The organism is Romboutsia sp. CE17 (assembly GCF_012317385.1).
Taxonomy (GTDB): domain Bacteria; phylum Bacillota; class Clostridia; order Peptostreptococcales; family Peptostreptococcaceae; genus Romboutsia_E.
The window spans coordinates 1710119-1729486 of record NZ_CP051144.1 but is presented as its reverse complement, the minus strand read 5'-3'; the positions used below and the strand labels follow the sequence as shown (position 1 = coordinate 1729486).

16 protein-coding genes and 1 other annotated feature are annotated in these 19368 nt (G+C 27.8%); of the genes, 14 read left to right on the top strand and 2 right to left on the bottom strand.

Going from position 1 to position 19368, the window contains the following annotated elements:
• The first annotated feature begins 278 nt into the window (after window positions 1-278).
• From HF520_RS08290 to HF520_RS08270, 5 genes are read left to right on the top strand one after another with little or no spacing between them, the layout of a single operon-like run.
• Window positions 279-968, top strand: coding sequence for a polyphosphate polymerase domain-containing protein (locus HF520_RS08290; protein ID WP_207710987.1), 690 nt, complete (start codon window positions 279-281; stop codon window positions 966-968).
• A gap of 17 nt (window positions 969-985) precedes the next feature.
• A complete protein-coding gene (locus HF520_RS08285) occupies window positions 986-1663 on the top strand; it encodes a DUF4956 domain-containing protein (RefSeq protein WP_168573576.1) in 678 nt (225 codons plus the stop codon).
• A complete protein-coding gene (locus HF520_RS08280) occupies window positions 1660-3246 on the top strand; it encodes a CotH kinase family protein (RefSeq protein WP_168573575.1) in 1587 nt (528 codons plus the stop codon). The genes HF520_RS08285 and HF520_RS08280 overlap by 4 nt, the downstream gene beginning before the upstream one ends.
• Before the next feature lie 20 nt (window positions 3247-3266).
• Window positions 3267-5522, top strand: coding sequence for a glycosyltransferase family 2 protein (locus HF520_RS08275; protein ID WP_207710986.1), 2256 nt, complete (start codon window positions 3267-3269; stop codon window positions 5520-5522).
• Window positions 5515-6540, top strand: a complete 1026-nt coding sequence (locus HF520_RS08270; protein ID WP_168573573.1) for a glycoside hydrolase family 5 protein — start codon at window positions 5515-5517, stop codon at window positions 6538-6540. Before HF520_RS08275 ends, HF520_RS08270 begins: the two co-directional genes overlap by 8 nt.
• Before the next feature lie 422 nt (window positions 6541-6962).
• Here the strand turns inward: HF520_RS08270 and HF520_RS08265 are convergent, their stop codons facing one another.
• Window positions 6963-8153, bottom strand: coding sequence for a coenzyme F420-0:L-glutamate ligase (locus tag HF520_RS08265; protein WP_168573572.1), 1191 nt, complete (start codon window positions 8151-8153; stop codon window positions 6963-6965).
• A 117-nt stretch (window positions 8154-8270) separates the two neighbouring features.
• On the opposite strand from HF520_RS08265, the gene HF520_RS08260 reads away from it, so the two are divergent.
• Entirely contained in the window at window positions 8271-9173 is a 903-nt protein-coding gene (locus HF520_RS08260) for a LysR family transcriptional regulator (protein ID WP_168573571.1), read from the top strand.
• A 254-nt stretch (window positions 9174-9427) separates the two neighbouring features.
• Here the strand turns inward: HF520_RS08260 and HF520_RS08255 are convergent, their stop codons facing one another.
• Entirely contained in the window at window positions 9428-10489 is a 1062-nt protein-coding gene (locus HF520_RS08255) for an XdhC family protein (protein ID WP_168573570.1), read from the bottom strand.
• Window positions 10490-10760: 271 nt separating this feature from the next.
• Window positions 10761-10968, top strand: a binding site (T-box leader).
• A gap of 293 nt (window positions 10969-11261) precedes the next feature.
• Here HF520_RS08255 and HF520_RS08250 point away from each other — a divergent pair.
• The 8 genes from HF520_RS08250 to HF520_RS08215 all read left to right on the top strand — a co-directional run bounded on the left by HF520_RS08250 (window position 11262) and on the right by HF520_RS08215 (window position 19207).
• A complete protein-coding gene (locus tag HF520_RS08250) occupies window positions 11262-12089 on the top strand; it encodes a transporter substrate-binding domain-containing protein (RefSeq protein WP_168573569.1) in 828 nt (275 codons plus the stop codon).
• 63 nt (window positions 12090-12152) lie between these two features.
• Complete coding sequence (locus HF520_RS08245; protein ID WP_168573568.1) at window positions 12153-12890, top strand: amino acid ABC transporter permease; 738 nt, start codon at window positions 12153-12155, stop codon at window positions 12888-12890.
• Window positions 12887-13609: an amino acid ABC transporter ATP-binding protein gene (locus HF520_RS08240; protein WP_168573567.1), complete on the top strand. Its 723-nt coding sequence runs from the start codon at window positions 12887-12889 to the stop codon at window positions 13607-13609. Before HF520_RS08245 ends, HF520_RS08240 begins: the two co-directional genes overlap by 4 nt.
• Before the next feature lie 177 nt (window positions 13610-13786).
• Window positions 13787-14224: a MarR family winged helix-turn-helix transcriptional regulator gene (locus tag HF520_RS08235; RefSeq protein ID WP_168573566.1), complete on the top strand. Its 438-nt coding sequence runs from the start codon at window positions 13787-13789 to the stop codon at window positions 14222-14224.
• 76 nt (window positions 14225-14300) lie between these two features.
• Window positions 14301-15182 carry a pirin family protein gene (locus tag HF520_RS08230; protein WP_168573565.1) on the top strand — a complete coding sequence of 294 codons (882 nt, stop codon included), beginning with the start codon at window positions 14301-14303 and terminating at the stop codon, window positions 15180-15182.
• A gap of 257 nt (window positions 15183-15439) precedes the next feature.
• Window positions 15440-16105: a Bax inhibitor-1/YccA family protein gene (locus tag HF520_RS08225; protein ID WP_168573564.1), complete on the top strand. Its 666-nt coding sequence runs from the start codon at window positions 15440-15442 to the stop codon at window positions 16103-16105.
• A gap of 134 nt (window positions 16106-16239) precedes the next feature.
• Complete coding sequence (locus HF520_RS08220) at window positions 16240-16605, top strand: hypothetical protein (protein ID WP_168573563.1); 366 nt, start codon at window positions 16240-16242, stop codon at window positions 16603-16605.
• 196 nt (window positions 16606-16801) lie between these two features.
• Complete coding sequence (locus HF520_RS08215) at window positions 16802-19207, top strand: sialidase family protein (RefSeq protein WP_168573562.1); 2406 nt, start codon at window positions 16802-16804, stop codon at window positions 19205-19207.
• Window positions 19208-19368 lie beyond the last annotated feature (161 nt).

Genomic DNA, 19368 nt, shown 5'->3' with positions numbered 1-19368 from the left:
AATTGAACTAATTTATGTTTCTATAACTTTAATCAATTCTGTTGTATTATATATATATTATCTGAGGTGAAATTCTAAAACAGATGACTACACACGTAGGCGCAAAGAGTAAAAAGCTTATGGACAGAGGTTTGACCCCACTTGTCTTATATATTAATTACAAATAAAATATGTTAAAATTCACAACAAATTAGATAAAAAATATTTTATAAAATACGACTGTTTTTTACAATGTATGACAATAAATATTGATATAATGATTGAAAGGGGGGGATAAAGTGATAGATCAAAATGTTATAACTCGGGTAGAAAAAAAGTATGAAATAAATGTATTTACTGCAATGAGCTTAAAAAATATTTTATGTAAAACATTAGTTCAAGATTCGTACAATAAAGATGATGGATATATGGTTAGATCATTATATTTTGACACATTGTATAATAATGATTATTTTGATAAAGAAGATGGGCTAGAATATAGAAGAAAAATAAGACTTAGGACATATGATCCAAAAGCTCAATTTTTAAAGTTAGAACTTAAACAAAAAGAAGGCGAGTACCAGCATAAATATTCATTAACTATACCAAAAAGTATAGCTCAAAGGCTTATAGAGGGACACTATGAAGTATTAAAAGAACTAAACAATGATTTTGCAGACAGGTTATACACTATAATGCAGACTAATTTATACAGGCCAAAATGTATAGTAGAGTATAATAGATTAGCTTATATAGTTAAAGAAAACAATACAAGGATAACTATAGATAGTGATCTGAAGTCTAGTGAGTCAAATATAGATATATTTAATCCTTCACTATCTCTAAATCCGGTAACTAGTAAAACAATACTAGAAGTAAAATACAACAATTTTTTATTAAGTTATGTAAAAGACATAATAGATAGTGTTAATAAATCCCAAACATCAGCTAGTAAATACTGTATGTCGAGATTTATTAGCTACTTATAGGGGGGACAAAATTAGAAATGAAAGAAATGCTTTTAAAATACTTTCAAGAAGGCAATTCATCAATGAGTATTGAACAAATATTACTTAATTTTTTAGTATCAATAATATTATCTATAGTAATATATTTAGCATATAGATATTCTCATTCAAAGGCAGTATATAGCCAAAGATTTAACGTATCACTTTCTATGTTAACAATAGTAACTACAATGGTTATGAATGTAATTGGAAATAATATAGCTTTATCTCTAGGTATGGTTGGTGCACTGTCTATAGTTCGTTTTAGAACAGCTATAAAAGATCCGAGAGATTCAGTTTATATCTTTTGGTGTATAGTAGTAGGTATTTGTTGTGGAGTATCTGAATATACAATAGCAGGGATAGGAAGTGCGATACTATTCATATTTTTACTTATATTTGGTCATGTAAAGTCAAATGACAGGTATTTACTTGTAGTACATGCAAAGAGAAACGTTGAAGAAGAAATAGAAAAAGCTATCTTAGTATTTTATGATGGCAAAGCTAATATGCGTGTGAAAAATACTACAAGTGAAAGTATTGAATACATATATGAACTTTCACAACGTATAATAAATTCTTCTAAATATAAAGGATCTATCAATAAAAATTTATATGAGATAGATGGAGTAGAGATAGTTAACTTAGTTTGTCAGAATGAGGATATAAATAGATGATGAAAAAATTATTAGCTAGTAAAAGAAATATAAGTATATTAGTAGTAATAGGATTATTAGTATCAAGTATTTCACTATCTATATTTATAGAAAAAAATTCTCAGAAAAGAGTACATCATCATAGACAGGAAGATATAAAAAATCAACCGAGAGAATTTGATATGAAAGAGGATTATACTATAAGTGATTCTTTTAGTACTCATTTACCATTAGTAATTATAGATACTAATGGAGAGAGTATAGAGTCTGGTGTTGTTTGGAACGCAGAAAAAGGGTATTATGCACCATTGGATATAGATCCATACGTTGATGGTAACATAACTATTATTGATAATGAGGGAAGTGTAAATAATATTAAAGATAAGCCTACCAATAAATCGGATATATTAATCCGACAAAGAGGTAACACATCAACTAGATTTCCTAAAAAACAATACTTAATAAAAACAATAAATAAAGATGGAAGTAAAAATAAGCAAGATATATTAGGTATGGGAGAAGAGTGGGAATGGGTACTAAATATATCTTATATAGATAAAACTCTACTTAGAAATTATGTGGCTTTAAATATTGCAGGCGAAATAATGCCATATACTCCAGATGTAAGGTACTGTGAAGTGGTAATAAAGGATGATGATGAGTATACTTATGAAGGTGTATACCTTATGATGGAAAATATAAAACAAGGAGAAGATAGAGTCAACATTTCTAAGTATGATAATAAATTTACAAAATCATCATATTTGCTCAGAAGGGATAGGTTTGAAGAAGATGTTATACTTTTAGATAATTATTCAACTAAGAATAAACTTCCTGTTGGATATTTAGAAGTTAAATACCCCAAAAAGGGTGAAATAACAGAAAAAACCATAGAGTATATAACTAATGATATAAATAAGTTTGAAGAATGTATTTATTCTGATGACATTGATGAGTTTTACAATTATAGAGATTATATAAATGTAGAATCATTTATAGATTATTTTATAATAAATGAGTTTTTTGCTAACTATGACTCTGGATATTATTCAACTTATATATATAAAGAAAATGGTTCTAAAATTAGCATGGGTCCAGTTTGGGATTTTGATATGTGCTTAGATAATGATATAAAGTCACAAAACACATTAAAAGTTGACTCTACAGCTATGCATGATGCACCTTGGTTTAGACAGCTATTAAAGGATCCTAATTTTACGAAAAAAGTGATAGATAGATACAACTATTTAAGAAAAAATATATTAAGTGAGAAAAATTTAATAAAATATATAGATGATACAGTGAGTTTTTTGGGAACTAGCGTTGAAAGAGATATAAAGAGGTGGAAATATGAGGGAGAATATAATACTGAAATTGAAAAAATGAAATTAGTTATAAGGGAACATGGAAAATGGTTAGATGAAAATATAGACTCATTATACCAATTTAGTGAATTTAATGAAAATGAGATAAATAAAAGTTCATTAGAAAAAGTAAAAGACTTTATATTAGGCAGCGATAAAAAAACAAGAGTTACTAGTATACTATCAGCAATATTCATAGGTATATTTATACTATCTATAATCCTCGTACAAAGAGATTAAAAAAATGAAGGGGGATGGCTATGAAAAAGGGGACTAATATGAAAAAGAAAATTTTATTAGTAGCAGCTAGTATGACTGCATTTATATATATATTCTGGAGATTATTTTTTACAATTCCAACACAACATGGAATGATATCCTTAATAGCAGGATTATCACTTGCAATAGCAGAAACTATTGGGGTAATAGAAGCTTTTTCACATTACAAAAATTTAAGTTCAAATAAAGAACCAGAAATGCCAGAAATACCCATAGAACTTTACCCAGATGTTGATGTATTAATAGCAACTCATACAGAGTCAGCAGAAATATTATATAAAACGGTTAATGGTTGTACACATATGAAATATCCAGATAAAAGTAAAATTCATATTTACATATGTGATGATACAAATAGAGTAGAAATGAAAGAGCTTGCAGAGCAAATAGGGATAGGATATATAGGATTAGCTGAAAATAAACATGCAAAAGCAGGAAATTTAAACAACGCATTAAGTAAAACTACATCACCTCTTGTAGCTACCTTTGATGCAGATATGATACCACGAAGTGATTTTTTAATGAAGACTGTTCCTTATTTTAGTTTACCACTTATGAAAAAGGATGAAGACAATAGATGGGTAAGAAGAAAAGAAATAGATGTAAATTATAAAATTGGGTTTATACAAACACCTCAAAGTTTTTACAATCCAGATTTATTCCAATATAATTTATATTCAGAACAGAACATTCCTAATGAACAGGATTACTTCTTCAAGGAAGTCAATGTGGGTAGAAATCGTACGAATTCACCTATATATGCAGGTTCGAATACTTTGATATCTAGAGAAGCATTAGAAGAAGTTGGTGGTATAGCGATAAAAAATATAACGGAAGATTTTGCAACAGGTATAAAAATACAAAGTAAAGGATATAAATGCTTTGCAATATCAGAGGTATTAGCACACGGATTAGCACCAATTGATTTTAAGAGTTTGATAAAACAGCGTCAAAGATGGGGAAGAGGATGTGTCAAAACCATAAGAAGTTTCAAATTTTTATTTTCAAATCTAGGTATTAGAGCTAAGCTAAGTTATATAACCTGTTTTTTATATTGGACTACATTTTTTAGACGATTTATATATATAATATCTCCCATATTATATTCCGTATTTGGTTTAATTATAGTAGAGTGCAGTACAAAAGAACTAATGCTTATATGGATGCCATCATATTTACTATACAATATATCTTTAAGATATTTATCTGGTAATTTAAGAAATCAAAAGTGGAGTAATATAGTTGATACTATAATCTTTCCATACTTAGTAATACCAATACTACTTGAAACTATAGGTATTACCCTTAAAAAATTTAATGTAACATCGAAAGAAAGAATATCATCAAAGAATGTAGATTTTAAATATTCAATACCTCATATCATTTTAATAGTTGCATCAGTATTTGGTTTAATATTCTCAGTAGAAGATTTTATGAAATATAAACATTTAGGTAGTATAGTAATTATATTTTGGTTAGTTATGAATCTGTATTTTCTTATTATGGCTATATTTTTCATGCTCAGTCGTGTAAATTACAGAAGTGAGGAAAGATACTATACTAATCTAGATGTAGATATAAGTTTTAATGAAAGGTTATTAAAAGCTACTACATTCGATATTTCAGAATATGGAATGAGCTTTACAATAGATACTCCAGAGTACATACCATATGATGAAGATATAGATATAAGTATTAAATATTTACATTACAAAGCGAATTTAAAAGGTAGAGTAGTTCACGTGGATAAATTTATGGATAAATGGAAATATAGCATCAAACTAAATCATGTATCACAAAAAGATAAAAATGAGTATTATCAGATAGTATATGATAGAGGTCATACTTTGTCGACTAAGATGAAATCAAATACTATTAAGGAAATCAAATTAAATACGATTAACAGAAGTAAAAAACACAGGACTTCTAATAGAAAGTTACCAAGGATACGATTAAAAGTAAATGTTAATACAACAGATGGGAATATAGTTGAAGTAGTTAACTTTAACTATGAGTATATACTATTTAAAGGAAGGTTAGATAATAAAAATATTAATATAGAATTGAGAGATGACTTAGTTTTAAGATGTATAAAATGTGATAAATCTACAGCAAAAGACAATACTTTATACAAAATAGATGACTGGAAAAATATTTCGAACGATGAAGGTTTTAGAGAGATATTACTAAGTTGGGCTGGATCTATAGAAAATAAAGAGGAACTTGCTAATGCTTAATAAAAAAGTGAGACAATCTAGATTTAATGTAATTATACTTATTACATTATTAATAAGTATATTGTCAAATATGTTTTTGTTACAAAAACTAAGTCAGGATGAATACGATGTAAATAAAAACGGCGTAGATCGAAATGGACAATTATTAGTAAAGGGAACAAATCTTGTAAATGAGAAAGGCGATATAGTACGGTTAAAAGGAATGAGTAGCCATGGTCTTATGTGGTACCCAGAATATATAAATACAAGAAGTTTAAATACATTATCTGAATATGGAGCTAACACTATTAGATTGGCGATGTATACAGATGAAAATAAAGGATATATTTATAATAAAAAAGAAGCAATGAAAAATCTGCTTCAAGGAATAGAAAATATTTTAGGATCAGATATGTATGCAATAGTGGATTGGCATACACTAAAAGATAATAATCCTAACATACATATAGAAGAAGCTAAAGAGTTCTTTGATGAAATATCAACTAGATATAAAGATGAACCAGGGATAATATATGAAATATTCAATGAACCCAATGAGGAAACTTCATGGAATGATATAAAAGAGTATGCAAATATTATAATACCAATAATAAGGAAAAATTCACCGGATGCTATAATACTTATAGGAACTCCTAATCATTGTATAGATATAAAGAGTGCTATAAATGATCCTTTAGAGTATGAAAATATAATGTATACTTATCATTTATACACGGGAACAAGTGATGGAGGTTATAAATATTTATTAAATGATGCATTGAAAAATAATATACCAGTATTTATTTCTGAATGGGGATTTAGCCCAGAAAAAAATGATGCAGATATAGATTTAAAAAAAGGAAGAGAATTTCTAGAATTTTTAAAGCAGAATAATATTAGTTGGATTAATTGGTCTTTAAGTAATAAAGACGAACCATATTCATTTATTAGATATGATATTGATAAATTGAGTAGGTGGAATAATGATGAATTAACATCTGTTGGAAAATTTGTTAAAAATGCATTTTCTAATTATTAAATTCAATAGTGGGGATGATTCTTGTAAATCGTCTCCACCATTGAAATCCACGAAAGGAATGATTACTATACTTAACAAGAATTATGAAATTCTTTGTAAATTAAAATTAACACAAAATAATATAAAGTCTATGATGTGATAAAGACTGTTATCCATCAATTAAAAAGTCAAAGGTGTATTTGAAAATGCTGTTTATAGAAGATATAAATGAAATATCTCAAGATAATTATCTCTTGTATTATATATAAATAAAGTTTCAGTAATAGAAATAAGGTAAAAAAATTGAAGACCTATAATTGATTTATTATAGGTCTTTCTATTTTCTTAAAATTAAATATCTAAAAAATAAATAATTAACGATGATTTACCAATATTATAATTAATTACACATAATTATCTAGAGTCTTGAATTTTTAAATTTATTATTTTGTATAATTATCGAAATAACCTTGGATGAATATAATAGGAGTTCCTTTATCTCCACTTCCTGATGTTAAGTCAGATAATGATCCTATAAGGTCAGTAAGTCTTCTTGGAGTAGTACCTTGTGACTCCATAGATCCAACTAAATCTGATTCTTTATTTTTAATATATTCTGATATTGCACTCTTAAGTTCTTCACCTTTTAAATCAGCGAAGTTATTATCAGCAAGATATTTTAATTTTATTTCATTTGGAGTACCATTTAAACCTGATGTATAGGCTGGTGAAACTACTGGGTCAGCAAGTTCCCAAATCTTACCCACTGGATCCTTGAAAGCTCCATCTCCATAAATCATAACTTCAATATCTTTTCCTGTCTTTTCTTTAAGAATAGCTTGTATATTATCAACTATAGGTTGACAGTCACGAGGGAATAATTTAATAGTTTCTTCTGTTGATTTATTTGAACCTAATAATCCATATTCTTCATTACATCCGCTTCCATCAATAGATTCACATAATATATTATCAAGGCTATAAACTTTTTCTACACCATTTGCTTTTAAAATTTTCTTAGTTCTAAATCTTGTATGAATGTCACAAGTAAGAACGCTCTTTGTATAATTTAAGATAGTCTTAGGGTTGTTTGAGAATATTACTTCACACTCAACACCATATTCTTCTACTAAAGATTTATAGTAATCAATATAATCAACACCTGTGAAAGGATGTTTATTATATCCAAATAGATTACGGAATTCTTGTTCTGTTAAAACATCTGTCCAAGGATTAACACCTTTATTATCTAACATATCTAAATCAACTAAGTGATTTCCAACCTCATCAGATGGATAGCTTAACATTAATACTATTTTCTTAGCTCCCTTTGCTATACCACGAAGGCAGATTGCAAAACGGTTACGACTTAAGATTGGGAATATTACACCAATAGTATCGTCACCAAATTTAGCTTTAATATCTGTAGCAATATTATCTATAGAAGCATAATTTCCTTGAGCACGTGCAACTATTGATTCAGTTACAGTAACTATATCTTTATCATTTATAGTAAAGCCTTCAGCTTCTGAAGCTTTAAGTACACTTTCTACAACAATATCCTCGATTTTATCCCCTTCTTTAATGATTGGACAACGAAGTCCTCTAACAACTGTACCAACGGTTCTTTCCAAAATAACCCCTCCTGACAAATTAAAATTGATTTTAAATATTCATACTCTTGTAGTATATACCAATAAATGGTATAAGTAAAATAAATAGAATAGATATATATTATAAGGAGTACTTATATGGTTACTAAATTAGATTTATATAAGGTGTTTTTGCAGGTAGGAAAGAGAAAAAGCTTTTCGAAGGCAGCAAAGGAGCTTTACATGACACAGCCAGCTGTGAGTCAAGCTATAATGCAATTAGAAAGAGAACTCGATACTAGACTTTTTAATAGAACACCAAGGGGAGTATCATTAACTAACGAGGGAAGTCTTTTATTTGAATATATAAATTCAGCAATTAATTTAATTAATACTGGAGAAGAAAAAATATTAGAATTTAAAGATTTAGCAGTTGGAGAGTTAAAGATCGGTGTGGGAGATACTATATCAAAGTATTTTCTACTTCCATATTTAGAAGACTTTCATAATAAATATCCTAATCTCAAGTTTAAGATTATAAATGGTACAACATTAGAACTTTGTGCCTTAATTAAGTCAGGAGAAATTGATATTGCAATCTGTAATCTTCCAGTTGATGACTATTCATTAGAAGTAATTCCTTGTAGAGATGTTAGAGATATTTTTGTTTGTGGAGATAAGTATAAGGATTTAGCAAAGTATAAAATTTCATTACAAGAAATAGTGAAGTATCCTTTAATATTCTTAGAGCCTAGCTCAAATTCAAGAAAGTATGTAGAGAAGTTCATGCTATCTAAAGGGATAGAAATCTCTCCAGAATTTGAACTTGGATCATTTGATTTATTATTGGAGTTTGCAAAGATAAACTTAGGTATAGCTTGTGTAGTAAAGGAATTCTCAAAGGATTATTTAGAAAAGGAAGTATTGTATGAGATTAATCTTTTAGAGGAAATACCTAAAAGAAGTATTGGTGTTTGTTATTTAAAGAGTGTTCCACTTTCATTAGCATCTACAAAATTTGTTGAGATATTATCCTGTGATAACTCTTCACATAACAAGTAGTGCTATTATACAGGCTTTGGTATAGAGTATTTAATTTATGAGGCGATTATGAGGAATGGTTCAAGTAAAAAGGAAAACAGTTCTGTAAATTATACATAATGAAATGGTGGGGGAATAATAGAAGTATACTAAGAAATATTTTATGTTTTAAAAACTAAATTAAAAAACCGCATCACAAGTAAGTGATACGGTTTTTTTACATTATGATAAGAAATTGAAAATTGAATATATATAACTTACAAAGTTAGATAAAGTTAAAATACTTCTATAAGAACATCCATAACTCCACCACATACCATGCCTATAGATTCTGCTACATCTCCAGTCATATCAACTTGTTGAATTAAGAATCCATTATTATCCATAATGCTTCTAGCTTTAGTTAGTACCTCTGCTTCACTACATCCTCCACCAATACTTCCTAATGACCTTCCATCAAGATAAGTTATCATTTTGGCTCCAGATTTTCTAGGAACAGATCCTTTAGAAGAAATTATTGTTAATATAGCCCTTGGGATAGATGGTTTTTTACTTATTTCTAAAGTAACTTCTTTATCAAATTCAGGATACGAAAAACTATTAGCCTTTATATTTTTTTTATTTTTAAAGCTAATAAGTTGAGATACTATAGAAATAGCTATTTCTTCAGGTGTAACTGCACCGATATCAAGTCCAATTGGTGAATTAACTTTATCTAAAACTTCTTTAGAATAGCCTTCTGAAATCAGTTCTTCCATCATACCTTTAACTCTACGTTTGGAGCCGATCATACCAATATAGCTAAGATTATGATTTAAAACTTCACGTAAAACTAATCCATCATGTCTATGACCTCTTGTCACAATAACAACAAAGTCAGATTCCTTAAATTTAATAAGATTAAAAGAATTTTTAAAATCTTCACAGAAAACTTTTTCTGCCTCGGGGAATCGAGTAGAGTTTGCAAAATAAGGTCGATCATCTATAACAGTTACTGAAAAACCAACCTTAGAGGCAAATTCCACTAATGGTTTTGCTATATGTCCACCACCAAAAACTATTAAGCGTGGTTTAGGAAAAAAGGGCTCAATTAATACAAGCTTATTTTCATTAATATGAACTGTATCGATTTTACCAGTTGAAAGAGCATTATTGGCTCTTATATAAACTTCATTATATAGAGGTATAGATTTTTTATCTATATCATCCTTAGTTAAAAAAAATTTATCTTCTATTGAACCAGATACATTGTCATGTAGATTTAAGTATGTAATCATTACACATCTATTCCCATTACTAACTTCATTTAATAAATTATCATATAAAGTCTCAAACATTTTACCCACCTTCTAACTTAGTTATTTTTAATTAACTTTAAGTCTATTATAAGGTATAAAGCATAACTTATAAATATGAATATATTAATATTTACTAAATAATATATATAAATTAATAACTAAAAAGTACTATCACTAGATTGGTTTGTAGTTATTAAGAAGCTATATAAAATAGAATATACAGAAAATTTATAAAAAATAAAAAATATAAAAAATACAGTTGACATTATTTGAGAATTGTATATAATTATATTAAGATTAAATTAATAAAAGAAATCCTTGGAAAAAGAGAGTAACTATAAATGGATTTTCAGCGAGTTAGGGTTGGTGTGAGCCTAATATTGAAGTATATAGTGAAGAGAGCTTTGGAGGAGATTACTTGAAGTAGTAGTATGGTAATCGGTTGCTCGCCTTAAGAGTTTGAGTGGATAAGTTTACTTATCAATAAGAGTGGTAACGCGGAATGTTTCGTCTCTTGGCTATTTATAGCCAAGGGACTTTTTTATTTTATCCTTTATTTTGCTTAGCAATTAATAGCTAGACTATAGGAGAGAATTCACTACATTTTATGTAGCCGTGTTTCAGTATTATTGAGGCTTATCAATAAGAGTGGTACCGCGAATAATCGTCTCTTAGTCTATTTTGACTAAGGGACGTTTTTTTATAACCAGGCTTATTTAAGGTGTAAAATTCAGGATCAGGGTAAAATTGTGGCGTAGTACTATGATGCTATTCTCAAATAATAATCAATTACAAATATGGAGGAATAATTATGAAATTAAAAAAAGTGTTATTAGGAATGTTAGTAGGAGTTTTAAGTTTAGGATTTGTTGCATGTTCATCAAGTGAAGATAAGGGATCTGATGCAAAAGCTACAACTCAATTAGAGCAAGTAAAAGAAAAAGGAAAGTTAGTAATTGCGACAAGTGCAGATTACCCACCATATGAATTCCATAAAGAAATAGATGGAAAAGATACAATAGTTGGGTTTGACATTATGATAGCTGAGGAAATAGCTAAAGAGCTAGGAGTTGAGTTAGAAATAAAAGATATGAAATTTGATGGATTATTACCAGCACTTCAAAGTGGAAACGTAGATATGGTAGTTGCAGGTATGACAGCAACAGAAGAAAGACAGCAAGCGGTAAACTTCACAGAATCTTACTACAATGGAGAGATATCAATATTAATAAATAAAAAGGATTTAGATAAATATACAACATTAGAATCATTAAAAAGTGTAAAAATAGGAGCTCAAAAAGCTAGTTTACAAGAAAATTTTGCAATAGAAACTATAGAAGCTACAAATATGAAATTACTTTCAAAAATACCTGATTTAATATTAGAACTTAAAAATGGCAATGTAGACGCAGTAGTAGTTACTAAGCAATCAGTTACTGGTTATTTAAAGCAATATCCAGAGTTAACATATGCAAATGTTAATACAGGTGAATATGGGGCAGAAGGTGCTGCAATAGCTATAAAAAAATCAGATGATTTATCTTTAGTAGAGAAAAGTAATGAAGTATTAGCTAAATTAAAATCAGAAAACAAGATTGATGAATTTGTTAATAAAGCAACTGAATTAGCTCAAGATTAATAAATTTTAATTTGATTAAGATTTAAGAAGTTGGATTATATAAAAAATAATAGGAGGATTAATATGAATTTTGAATTCTTAAGTAAATATTATCAATTTTTCATAGATGGAACCAAAATAACAATAATAATATCTTTATGTACCTTAATCTTAGGATTTATGATAGGTATAATAGTTTGTTTAGGAAGAATATCTAAAAGTAAGATACTTAGTTTTATAAGTGCAGCTTATATTGAATTTTTAAGAGGAACACCTTTATTAGTACAAATATATATTATCTACTTTGGTCTTCCAGGATTAGGAATACAGTTCCCTAATCTAGGGCCTATATCTTCAGATTATATAGCTGCAGTATTTGCATTATCAATTAACTCAAGTGCATATATAGCAGAAATCTTAAGATCAGGAATACAGTCAATAGACAAAGGTCAAATGGAAGCAAGCCGTTCTTTAGGATTAGATTATAAAATGAGTATGAAGTATGTAATAGTACCACAAGCTTTAAAAAATGTTTTACCAGCATTAGCTAATGAGTTTATAGTGCTTGTAAAAGAATCATCAATAGCATCTATAATAGGTATACGTGACTTAATGTATAGTGCAGATATAGTAAAAGGAAACACATACTTAGCTTTTGAGCCATTAATAGTAGCATCACTAATATACTTTGCACTTACATTTACTTTGTCTAAATTAGTAGGGTTAATAGAAAGAAGATTAGAAACTAAAAACAATAAAAGCTTTGTATTATTTGATAGCAAAGTAAGTGTAAGAAGTTCTAAGGAGGAGATGACTATATGATTAAAGTAAATAATTTAAAAAAGAAATTTGGAAAACTAGAAGTATTAAAAAATATAGATATGGAAGTAAATAAGGGTGAAATAGTAGCAATACTAGGGCCTAGTGGAAGTGGAAAGAGTACATTTTTAAGATGTCTGAATCTACTTGAAACACCTACAAGTGGAGAAGTTATATTTGATGGGAAAAATATTTTAGATAAAAAAGTTGATATAAACAAGGTAAGAGAAGATATTGGGATGGTGTTCCAAAACTTTAATTTATTTAATAACATGAGTATTATGGATAATATTACTCTAGCACTTACTAAGGTTAAAAAAATGGATAAAGTAAGTGCTGAAAAGATTGGATTACAGCTATTAGATAGAGTAGGATTACTAGATAAGAAAGATGTTTTTCCAGCACAATTATCAGGAGGACAAAAGCAGAGAATAGCAATAGCAAGAGCTTTGGCTATGAAACCTAAGGTTATGTTGTTTGATGAACCTACTTCAGCACTAGACCCAGAAATGGTAAAAGAAGTACTAGATGTTATGAAGGAACTTGCTAAAGAAGGAACAACTATGGTAGTAGTAACTCATGAAATTGGATTCGCGAGAGAAGTAGCTACTAAAGTTATCTTTATGGATGGCGGATATATAATAGAAGAAGGAACTCCTAGAGAAGTATTTGAAAATACAAAACAACCTAGAACAAAAGAATTTTTAAACAAAGTAATATAAAGTGGTGAAATTTTGGTTGAGAATTAGCGCATATATGCTGAATCTCAATCAAAATTTTTTACTGTATTAGTACCTGATTAAAGTGTAGAGAAGAAAGTAAAAAAGAAATAAAGCTTTACTTTTAGATTTTTAAAGTTATATGTTGATTTTATCACTAATTAGTGATAAAATCAGTTTATGGAAGATATAAAAACATTAATTAAAGATAGTAAACTTAATTTATCCACTTTAATAGCTTTTACCAGGGCAGAACATAAAATTCATAATTTAGAATATAAAACGATAAAAGAAAGTGGATTAACAATTTCTCAGTTTGGAGTTCTTGAGGTTCTTTACAATAAAGGAAATTTAAGAATAGGAGAAATAATGGAAAAAATACTAACTACATCAGGAAATATAACAGTAGTTATAAAAAATTTAGAAAAGGATGGATTTATAAAAAAGATTTCAGACCCATTAGATAAAAGGTCTACTATAATATCTATAACAGATAAAGGAATAAAGGTTATAGAAGAAATATTACCAGACCACATAAAGAATATAAATAATATCTTTGATGTATTAACGAATGAAGAAAAAATAGTATTAAAAGATATACTAAATAAATTTAAATAAAAATAAAATTTTTTTAAAAAAATATCACTAATTAGTGATAAAAATGTAAATAGATAAGATTAAAAGGAGGTAAATTATGAGTAAATTAAGAAGTATAGAGACAGTGTTTAGAGGACCTAATCCACATTTTGTAGGAGATGGATTTAGAGTTAGTCAGTATTTTCCAGCAGGTAAAAACTTACTAGAGCGTTTTTCACCATTTATTTTATTAGATTATAATAAACCACATTATTTTGAACCTTCAGAATTAAGACGAGGTGTAGGAGCACATCCACATAGAGGATTTGAAACAGTGACAATTGCTTATGATGGTAAGGTTGAGCATCATGATAACAATGGAAATCATGGAGTTATAGGACCTGGAGACGTACAGTGGATGACAGCAGGAAGTGGAGTTCTTCACAAAGAATATCATGAAGAGGAATTTTCAAAAAATGGGGGAGTGCTTCACATGGTACAGCTTTGGGTCAATCTACCAAGTAAATACAAGATGACAAATCCAAAGTATCAACCAATTTCTAAAGAAAACATAGCTACTTACAAACTGGATAACGATGCAGGAGAAATAAGAGTTATAGCAGGAGAGGTAAAAGGAGCAAGAGGGCCTGCTGATACTTTTTCTAAAATAAATATATACAATGTAGATCTTAAAAATAATGCAAGAGTATCATTAAATGAACCAAGTAATTTCAATACAGGAATGTTGGTAATTAGTGGAGAGGTTAAAATAAACGATGATTCTGTATATAAAGAAAATGACTTTATATTATTTGATAATGTAGAAGGAGATATTATACTAGAATCAATTAGTGAAAAATCTTTAGTAATTGTTTTAAGTGGGGAACCATTAAATGAACCAATTGTAGCGCATGGACCATTTGTAATGAATACTAGACAAGAAATAATCGAAGCTTATGAAGACTATAATTCGGGAAAATTTGGAACATTTAATTTTTAATATAATATAAATTTGTATATTAAAAATAAATATATCAACTTGAGAAGAAATGTATCAGACGTATAGATTGTAAAGGATAAATTAAAAGCTACTCTTTTGAGTAGCTTTTTTATTTTTAAACCTAAGGAGGAATATAAAAAAGTATATATAACACAATTACTATTCCATTTGTTAACAAAATGTAACTTTAATAGATAATATCTATAATGTAAAATAAAGATAATTATTACTATATATAAAGAGGGTGAGGAATAATTATGTATAAAAGTATAGAGAATCCTATGTCAGAAATTTTTAAATATTTAGCTATATCTATATTATTTATGTTTATAGGTTTTATATTTGGGCAAATGTTTGTACCAATTAGTTTTGCATACTATGCAAATAAAATATTTATTTTACTAGTAATAGGACTTTTGATAATGTCTATATTCTCTAGAAAAAATATAATACCAAGAAGTTTTTCTATGAATTTTGTTTATATGTTTACTTTTATTGATGGTATTATCATATATCCATTGCTACAATACTATTTACAAGATTTAGGAAAAGATGTATTTATATCAATATTAGTTGCAACAATAGTTCTATTTACAGTATTAGCAAAATTAGCAAGTAGAAAAGATGCAGGATATTATCTAGGTTTAGGGAATATATTATTTGCAGGGCTTATAGGTATACTAATAGCATCAATAATTAATATATTTATAGGAGGAAATGCACTTAGTATAGTAGTAAGTATAATAGGTGTAGTAATATTCTCTGGATATGTTCTTTACGATATAAGCCTAATAAAGTATGAAATAGAGAATGGTGATATAAAAGAAAAAAATGACCTATCTATACACGTTTTAAATCTTTATTTAGATTTTATTAACTTACTACTAGATTTATTAAATATATCATCAATTTTAAATGATTAATAATATGATAGTAAAAGAAGCTACAATCCTAATTAATATTGGGAGATGTAGTTTTTTACATTTATAATTGAAATTGTTATATAATTAGAAAGAAAAAAATATATATAATAATTAATAATCTGAGGTAAAAGACTATGAATAAATACACAAACGAAGAAATAAAAGAAGCGCTACAAATTGTATCCTCAACTATAAAAAACTGTGAAAAAATGTATCAAAAATTTGAGGAGGGAACATCTCAGCATACACTTCTTAAAAATAGAATAAAATCTATGTATATTTCAAAATCATTAATAACAGGTGAAAATATTCTTGATAAATATACAAAAGAAGAATTAGAAAAAGCCATGCCTCCAGTAATTTCAGTTATTAACAAATGTGAAAAAGCATATCTAAAGTCAGTAGAAGGAACATCTACTCACACTCGCCTTAAGAAAATAATAAAGGCTATGCATATTTCAAAATCTTTTTTAACAAACGAAATTAACAAAAGAGGATAGCTTAAAATTTAATAAATAAAAAACTCTATATTAGTTTATATTCTAAAATAGAGTTTTTTATTAAACATTGATTATCTTTTTCTTTGTATATTTTGAAAAATAAAAAGGAATATAATACTAATTGTAGAACCTAGTTTATAGCACTAGAGAGTTATCAAAAATGCTACTAAAGGATAAATAGGGGGATTTTGAAACAATGAGGAAAACGGTTGTAGCGGGTATGGTCTCAGCTTTAATAATAAGCAATGCTTCTTCTATAGTATTAGCTGCAAATTTATCAGAAGATTCATTAGTATCTGTAGTTGAAAATAGCGATATAAATAGTGAGAATGAAGAAAAAATAATATCATATGAAAACATAAGAGTAAATTCAACTTCAGATATAGTAGATATATCTGATCAAATTGAAAATTTAAAAAGTTTAGAAGAAGGAACTATTGTAGTAAGATTTAAAGGAAATAATAATGACATATCAAGTTTAATTGGCATATCAAATAAAAATCAAAATAATACACATTTTCATTTATATAAATCAGGTAGTAGAGTAGGTGTTGAAATAAGAGATGAAAGTAAGACATTAAATAAGCATATTTATGCAGATATAGCTTTAAATGAAGGATTTAATACTGTTGCATTTAAAGTAGAAAAAGATAAGTCTTACGCTATATATTTAAATGGGAAATTAGTCAAGAAAGAGATTACTAACGATACAAAATTTTTAAATGATATAGTAGATCTTAATTCCGTATTTATAGGAAAGACACCTAGGCTAAGTGGAAATCAATATATATTCAATGGAGATATAGATTTTATTGATATATATGCTAATCCACTTTCAGAATCTTATCTTCTTGATAAGACAGCAGAAACAAAAACACCTTCAGAAGATGATTTTTTACCTGAAAGTGCATATAAATCAGATAAACAAGATTTATTTGCTCCAGGATTATTAAATTCAAATGCATATAGAATACCAGCATTATTTACTACTAAATCAGGAACAGTATTGGCATCAATAGATGCTAGAATAGATAATGGTGCAGATGCTCCAAATAATATAGATACAGCTATAAAAAGAAGTGAAGATGGTGGAAAAACTTGGGACGAGGGTCAAATAATATTAGACTATCCAGATAAATCATCTGCAATAGATACTGCTATGTTACAAGATGAACAGACTGGAAGAATATATCTTTTGGTAACACATTTTGCATCAGGATATGGATTCCCAAACTCTAAAACTGGAAGTGGATATAAAGAAATAGATGGAGTTAAATATCTTCAATTATTTGATTCAAGTAATAATGAATATACAGTTAGAGAAGAAGGTAATGTATATGATAGTAATGGAGGTATAACTGAGTATAGCATCGATGAAGATCAAAACTTATATAAAAATGGAGAGAAGATAGATAATGTATTGACAAGTACAAGTCCGCTTAAGGTTATGGGAACAAGTTTCTTATCATTAATATACAGTGACGATGATGGAAAAACTTGGAGTAAACCTAGAGATCTTAACAAAGATGTTAAATTAGACTGGATGAGATTTTTAGGTACAGGCCCAGGTAGAGGCCATCAAATAAAAAATGGAGAGTATTCAGGTAGATTAGTATTTCCAATATACTTAACTAATTCAAATGGATTCCAATCAAGTGGGGCAATATATAGTGATGATAATGGTAAAACATGGAATATAGGGGAAACTGCAACTGATGGAAGAGATATGGGGAATGGTCAAATAGGTAATGCTCAAACTCAACAATCAGGGGAACAATTAACAGAATGTCAAGTTGTAGAAATGCCTAATGGTCAGTTAAAAATGTTTATGAGAAACACAGGAAGCTATGTAAGAATAGCAACTAGTTTTGATGGGGGAGAAACATGGGAAGATGATGTTGTTCAAGATACTAATTTAAGAGAACCATACTGTCAATTAAGTGTTATAAACTATAGTCAAGAGATAGATGGTAAACCAGCAGTAATATTCTCAAATCCAAATGCAAGTAATAGATCTAATGGTACTGTAAGAATTGGTCTAATATCACAAAATGGAACTTATGATAATGGAGAACCTAAATACGAATTTGAATGGAAGTACAGTAAATTAGTGAAGCCAGGATATTTTGCATATTCATGCTTAACAGAACTTCCAAATGGAAATATAGGGTTATTCTATGAAGGTACAGATGTAAAAGAAATGTCTTATACTGAGATGAACTTAGATTATTTAAAATTTAGTATGGATAAAGAATCAACATCTGCCCAATTAGAAGAAGTAACTATTTTAGATAAAAAGAAATCCTATCATCCTGGAGATGAATTAAAATTAAAATTAAAGTTTGATCAAAATGTAAGCATAATAGGGGATAGAACCATAAAGGTTAAGATTAAAAATAAAGAAGTAGAACTTAATATGATTGGGTATAATAATGCAAATGAAGCTATATTTGCAGGAACTATACCTAAAGGAATTAAAGTTGGTAAGTATAAATTAGTTGTAAAATCTAATGAAGAATTGGAAATAATAAATGTATTTAATCAGGTAACAACAATAGATAAAGATACAAAAACATCAATAGAAATAAAGATTAAAAAGTAAAGTATTGATAAAAAAGACAGAATAATTTATCACAATAACTGTGGATCTTTATTTAATAAAACTTGTTGAAAGAAAACTGTAGGTATATTTAATATTAAATATACCTACAGTTTTTATTATAATAAATATTAAAAGTCAGTCTTCTAAGAAAGTTCAAAAAT

Coding starts and splice junctions, on each gene's coding strand:
- HF520_RS08250 (WP_168573569.1), top strand. CDS start 11,262: ATGAAATTAAAAAAAGTGTTATTAGGAATGTTAGTAGGAGTTTTAAGT.
- HF520_RS08280 (WP_168573575.1), top strand. CDS start 1,660: ATGATGAAAAAATTATTAGCTAGTAAAAGAAATATAAGTATATTAGTA.
- HF520_RS08225 (WP_168573564.1), top strand. CDS start 15,440: ATGTATAAAAGTATAGAGAATCCTATGTCAGAAATTTTTAAATATTTA.
- HF520_RS08220 (WP_168573563.1), top strand. CDS start 16,240: ATGAATAAATACACAAACGAAGAAATAAAAGAAGCGCTACAAATTGTA.
- HF520_RS08255 (WP_168573570.1), bottom strand. CDS start 10,489: ATGTTTGAGACTTTATATGATAATTTATTAAATGAAGTTAGTAATGGG.
- HF520_RS08270 (WP_168573573.1), top strand. CDS start 5,515: ATGCTTAATAAAAAAGTGAGACAATCTAGATTTAATGTAATTATACTT.
- HF520_RS08215 (WP_168573562.1), top strand. CDS start 16,802: ATGAGGAAAACGGTTGTAGCGGGTATGGTCTCAGCTTTAATAATAAGC.
- HF520_RS08285 (WP_168573576.1), top strand. CDS start 986: ATGAAAGAAATGCTTTTAAAATACTTTCAAGAAGGCAATTCATCAATG.
- HF520_RS08245 (WP_168573568.1), top strand. CDS start 12,153: ATGAATTTTGAATTCTTAAGTAAATATTATCAATTTTTCATAGATGGA.
- HF520_RS08230 (WP_168573565.1), top strand. CDS start 14,301: ATGAGTAAATTAAGAAGTATAGAGACAGTGTTTAGAGGACCTAATCCA.
- HF520_RS08275 (WP_207710986.1), top strand. CDS start 3,267: ATGAAAAAGGGGACTAATATGAAAAAGAAAATTTTATTAGTAGCAGCT.
- HF520_RS08260 (WP_168573571.1), top strand. CDS start 8,271: ATGGTTACTAAATTAGATTTATATAAGGTGTTTTTGCAGGTAGGAAAG.
- HF520_RS08240 (WP_168573567.1), top strand. CDS start 12,887: ATGATTAAAGTAAATAATTTAAAAAAGAAATTTGGAAAACTAGAAGTA.
- HF520_RS08235 (WP_168573566.1), top strand. CDS start 13,787: ATGGAAGATATAAAAACATTAATTAAAGATAGTAAACTTAATTTATCC.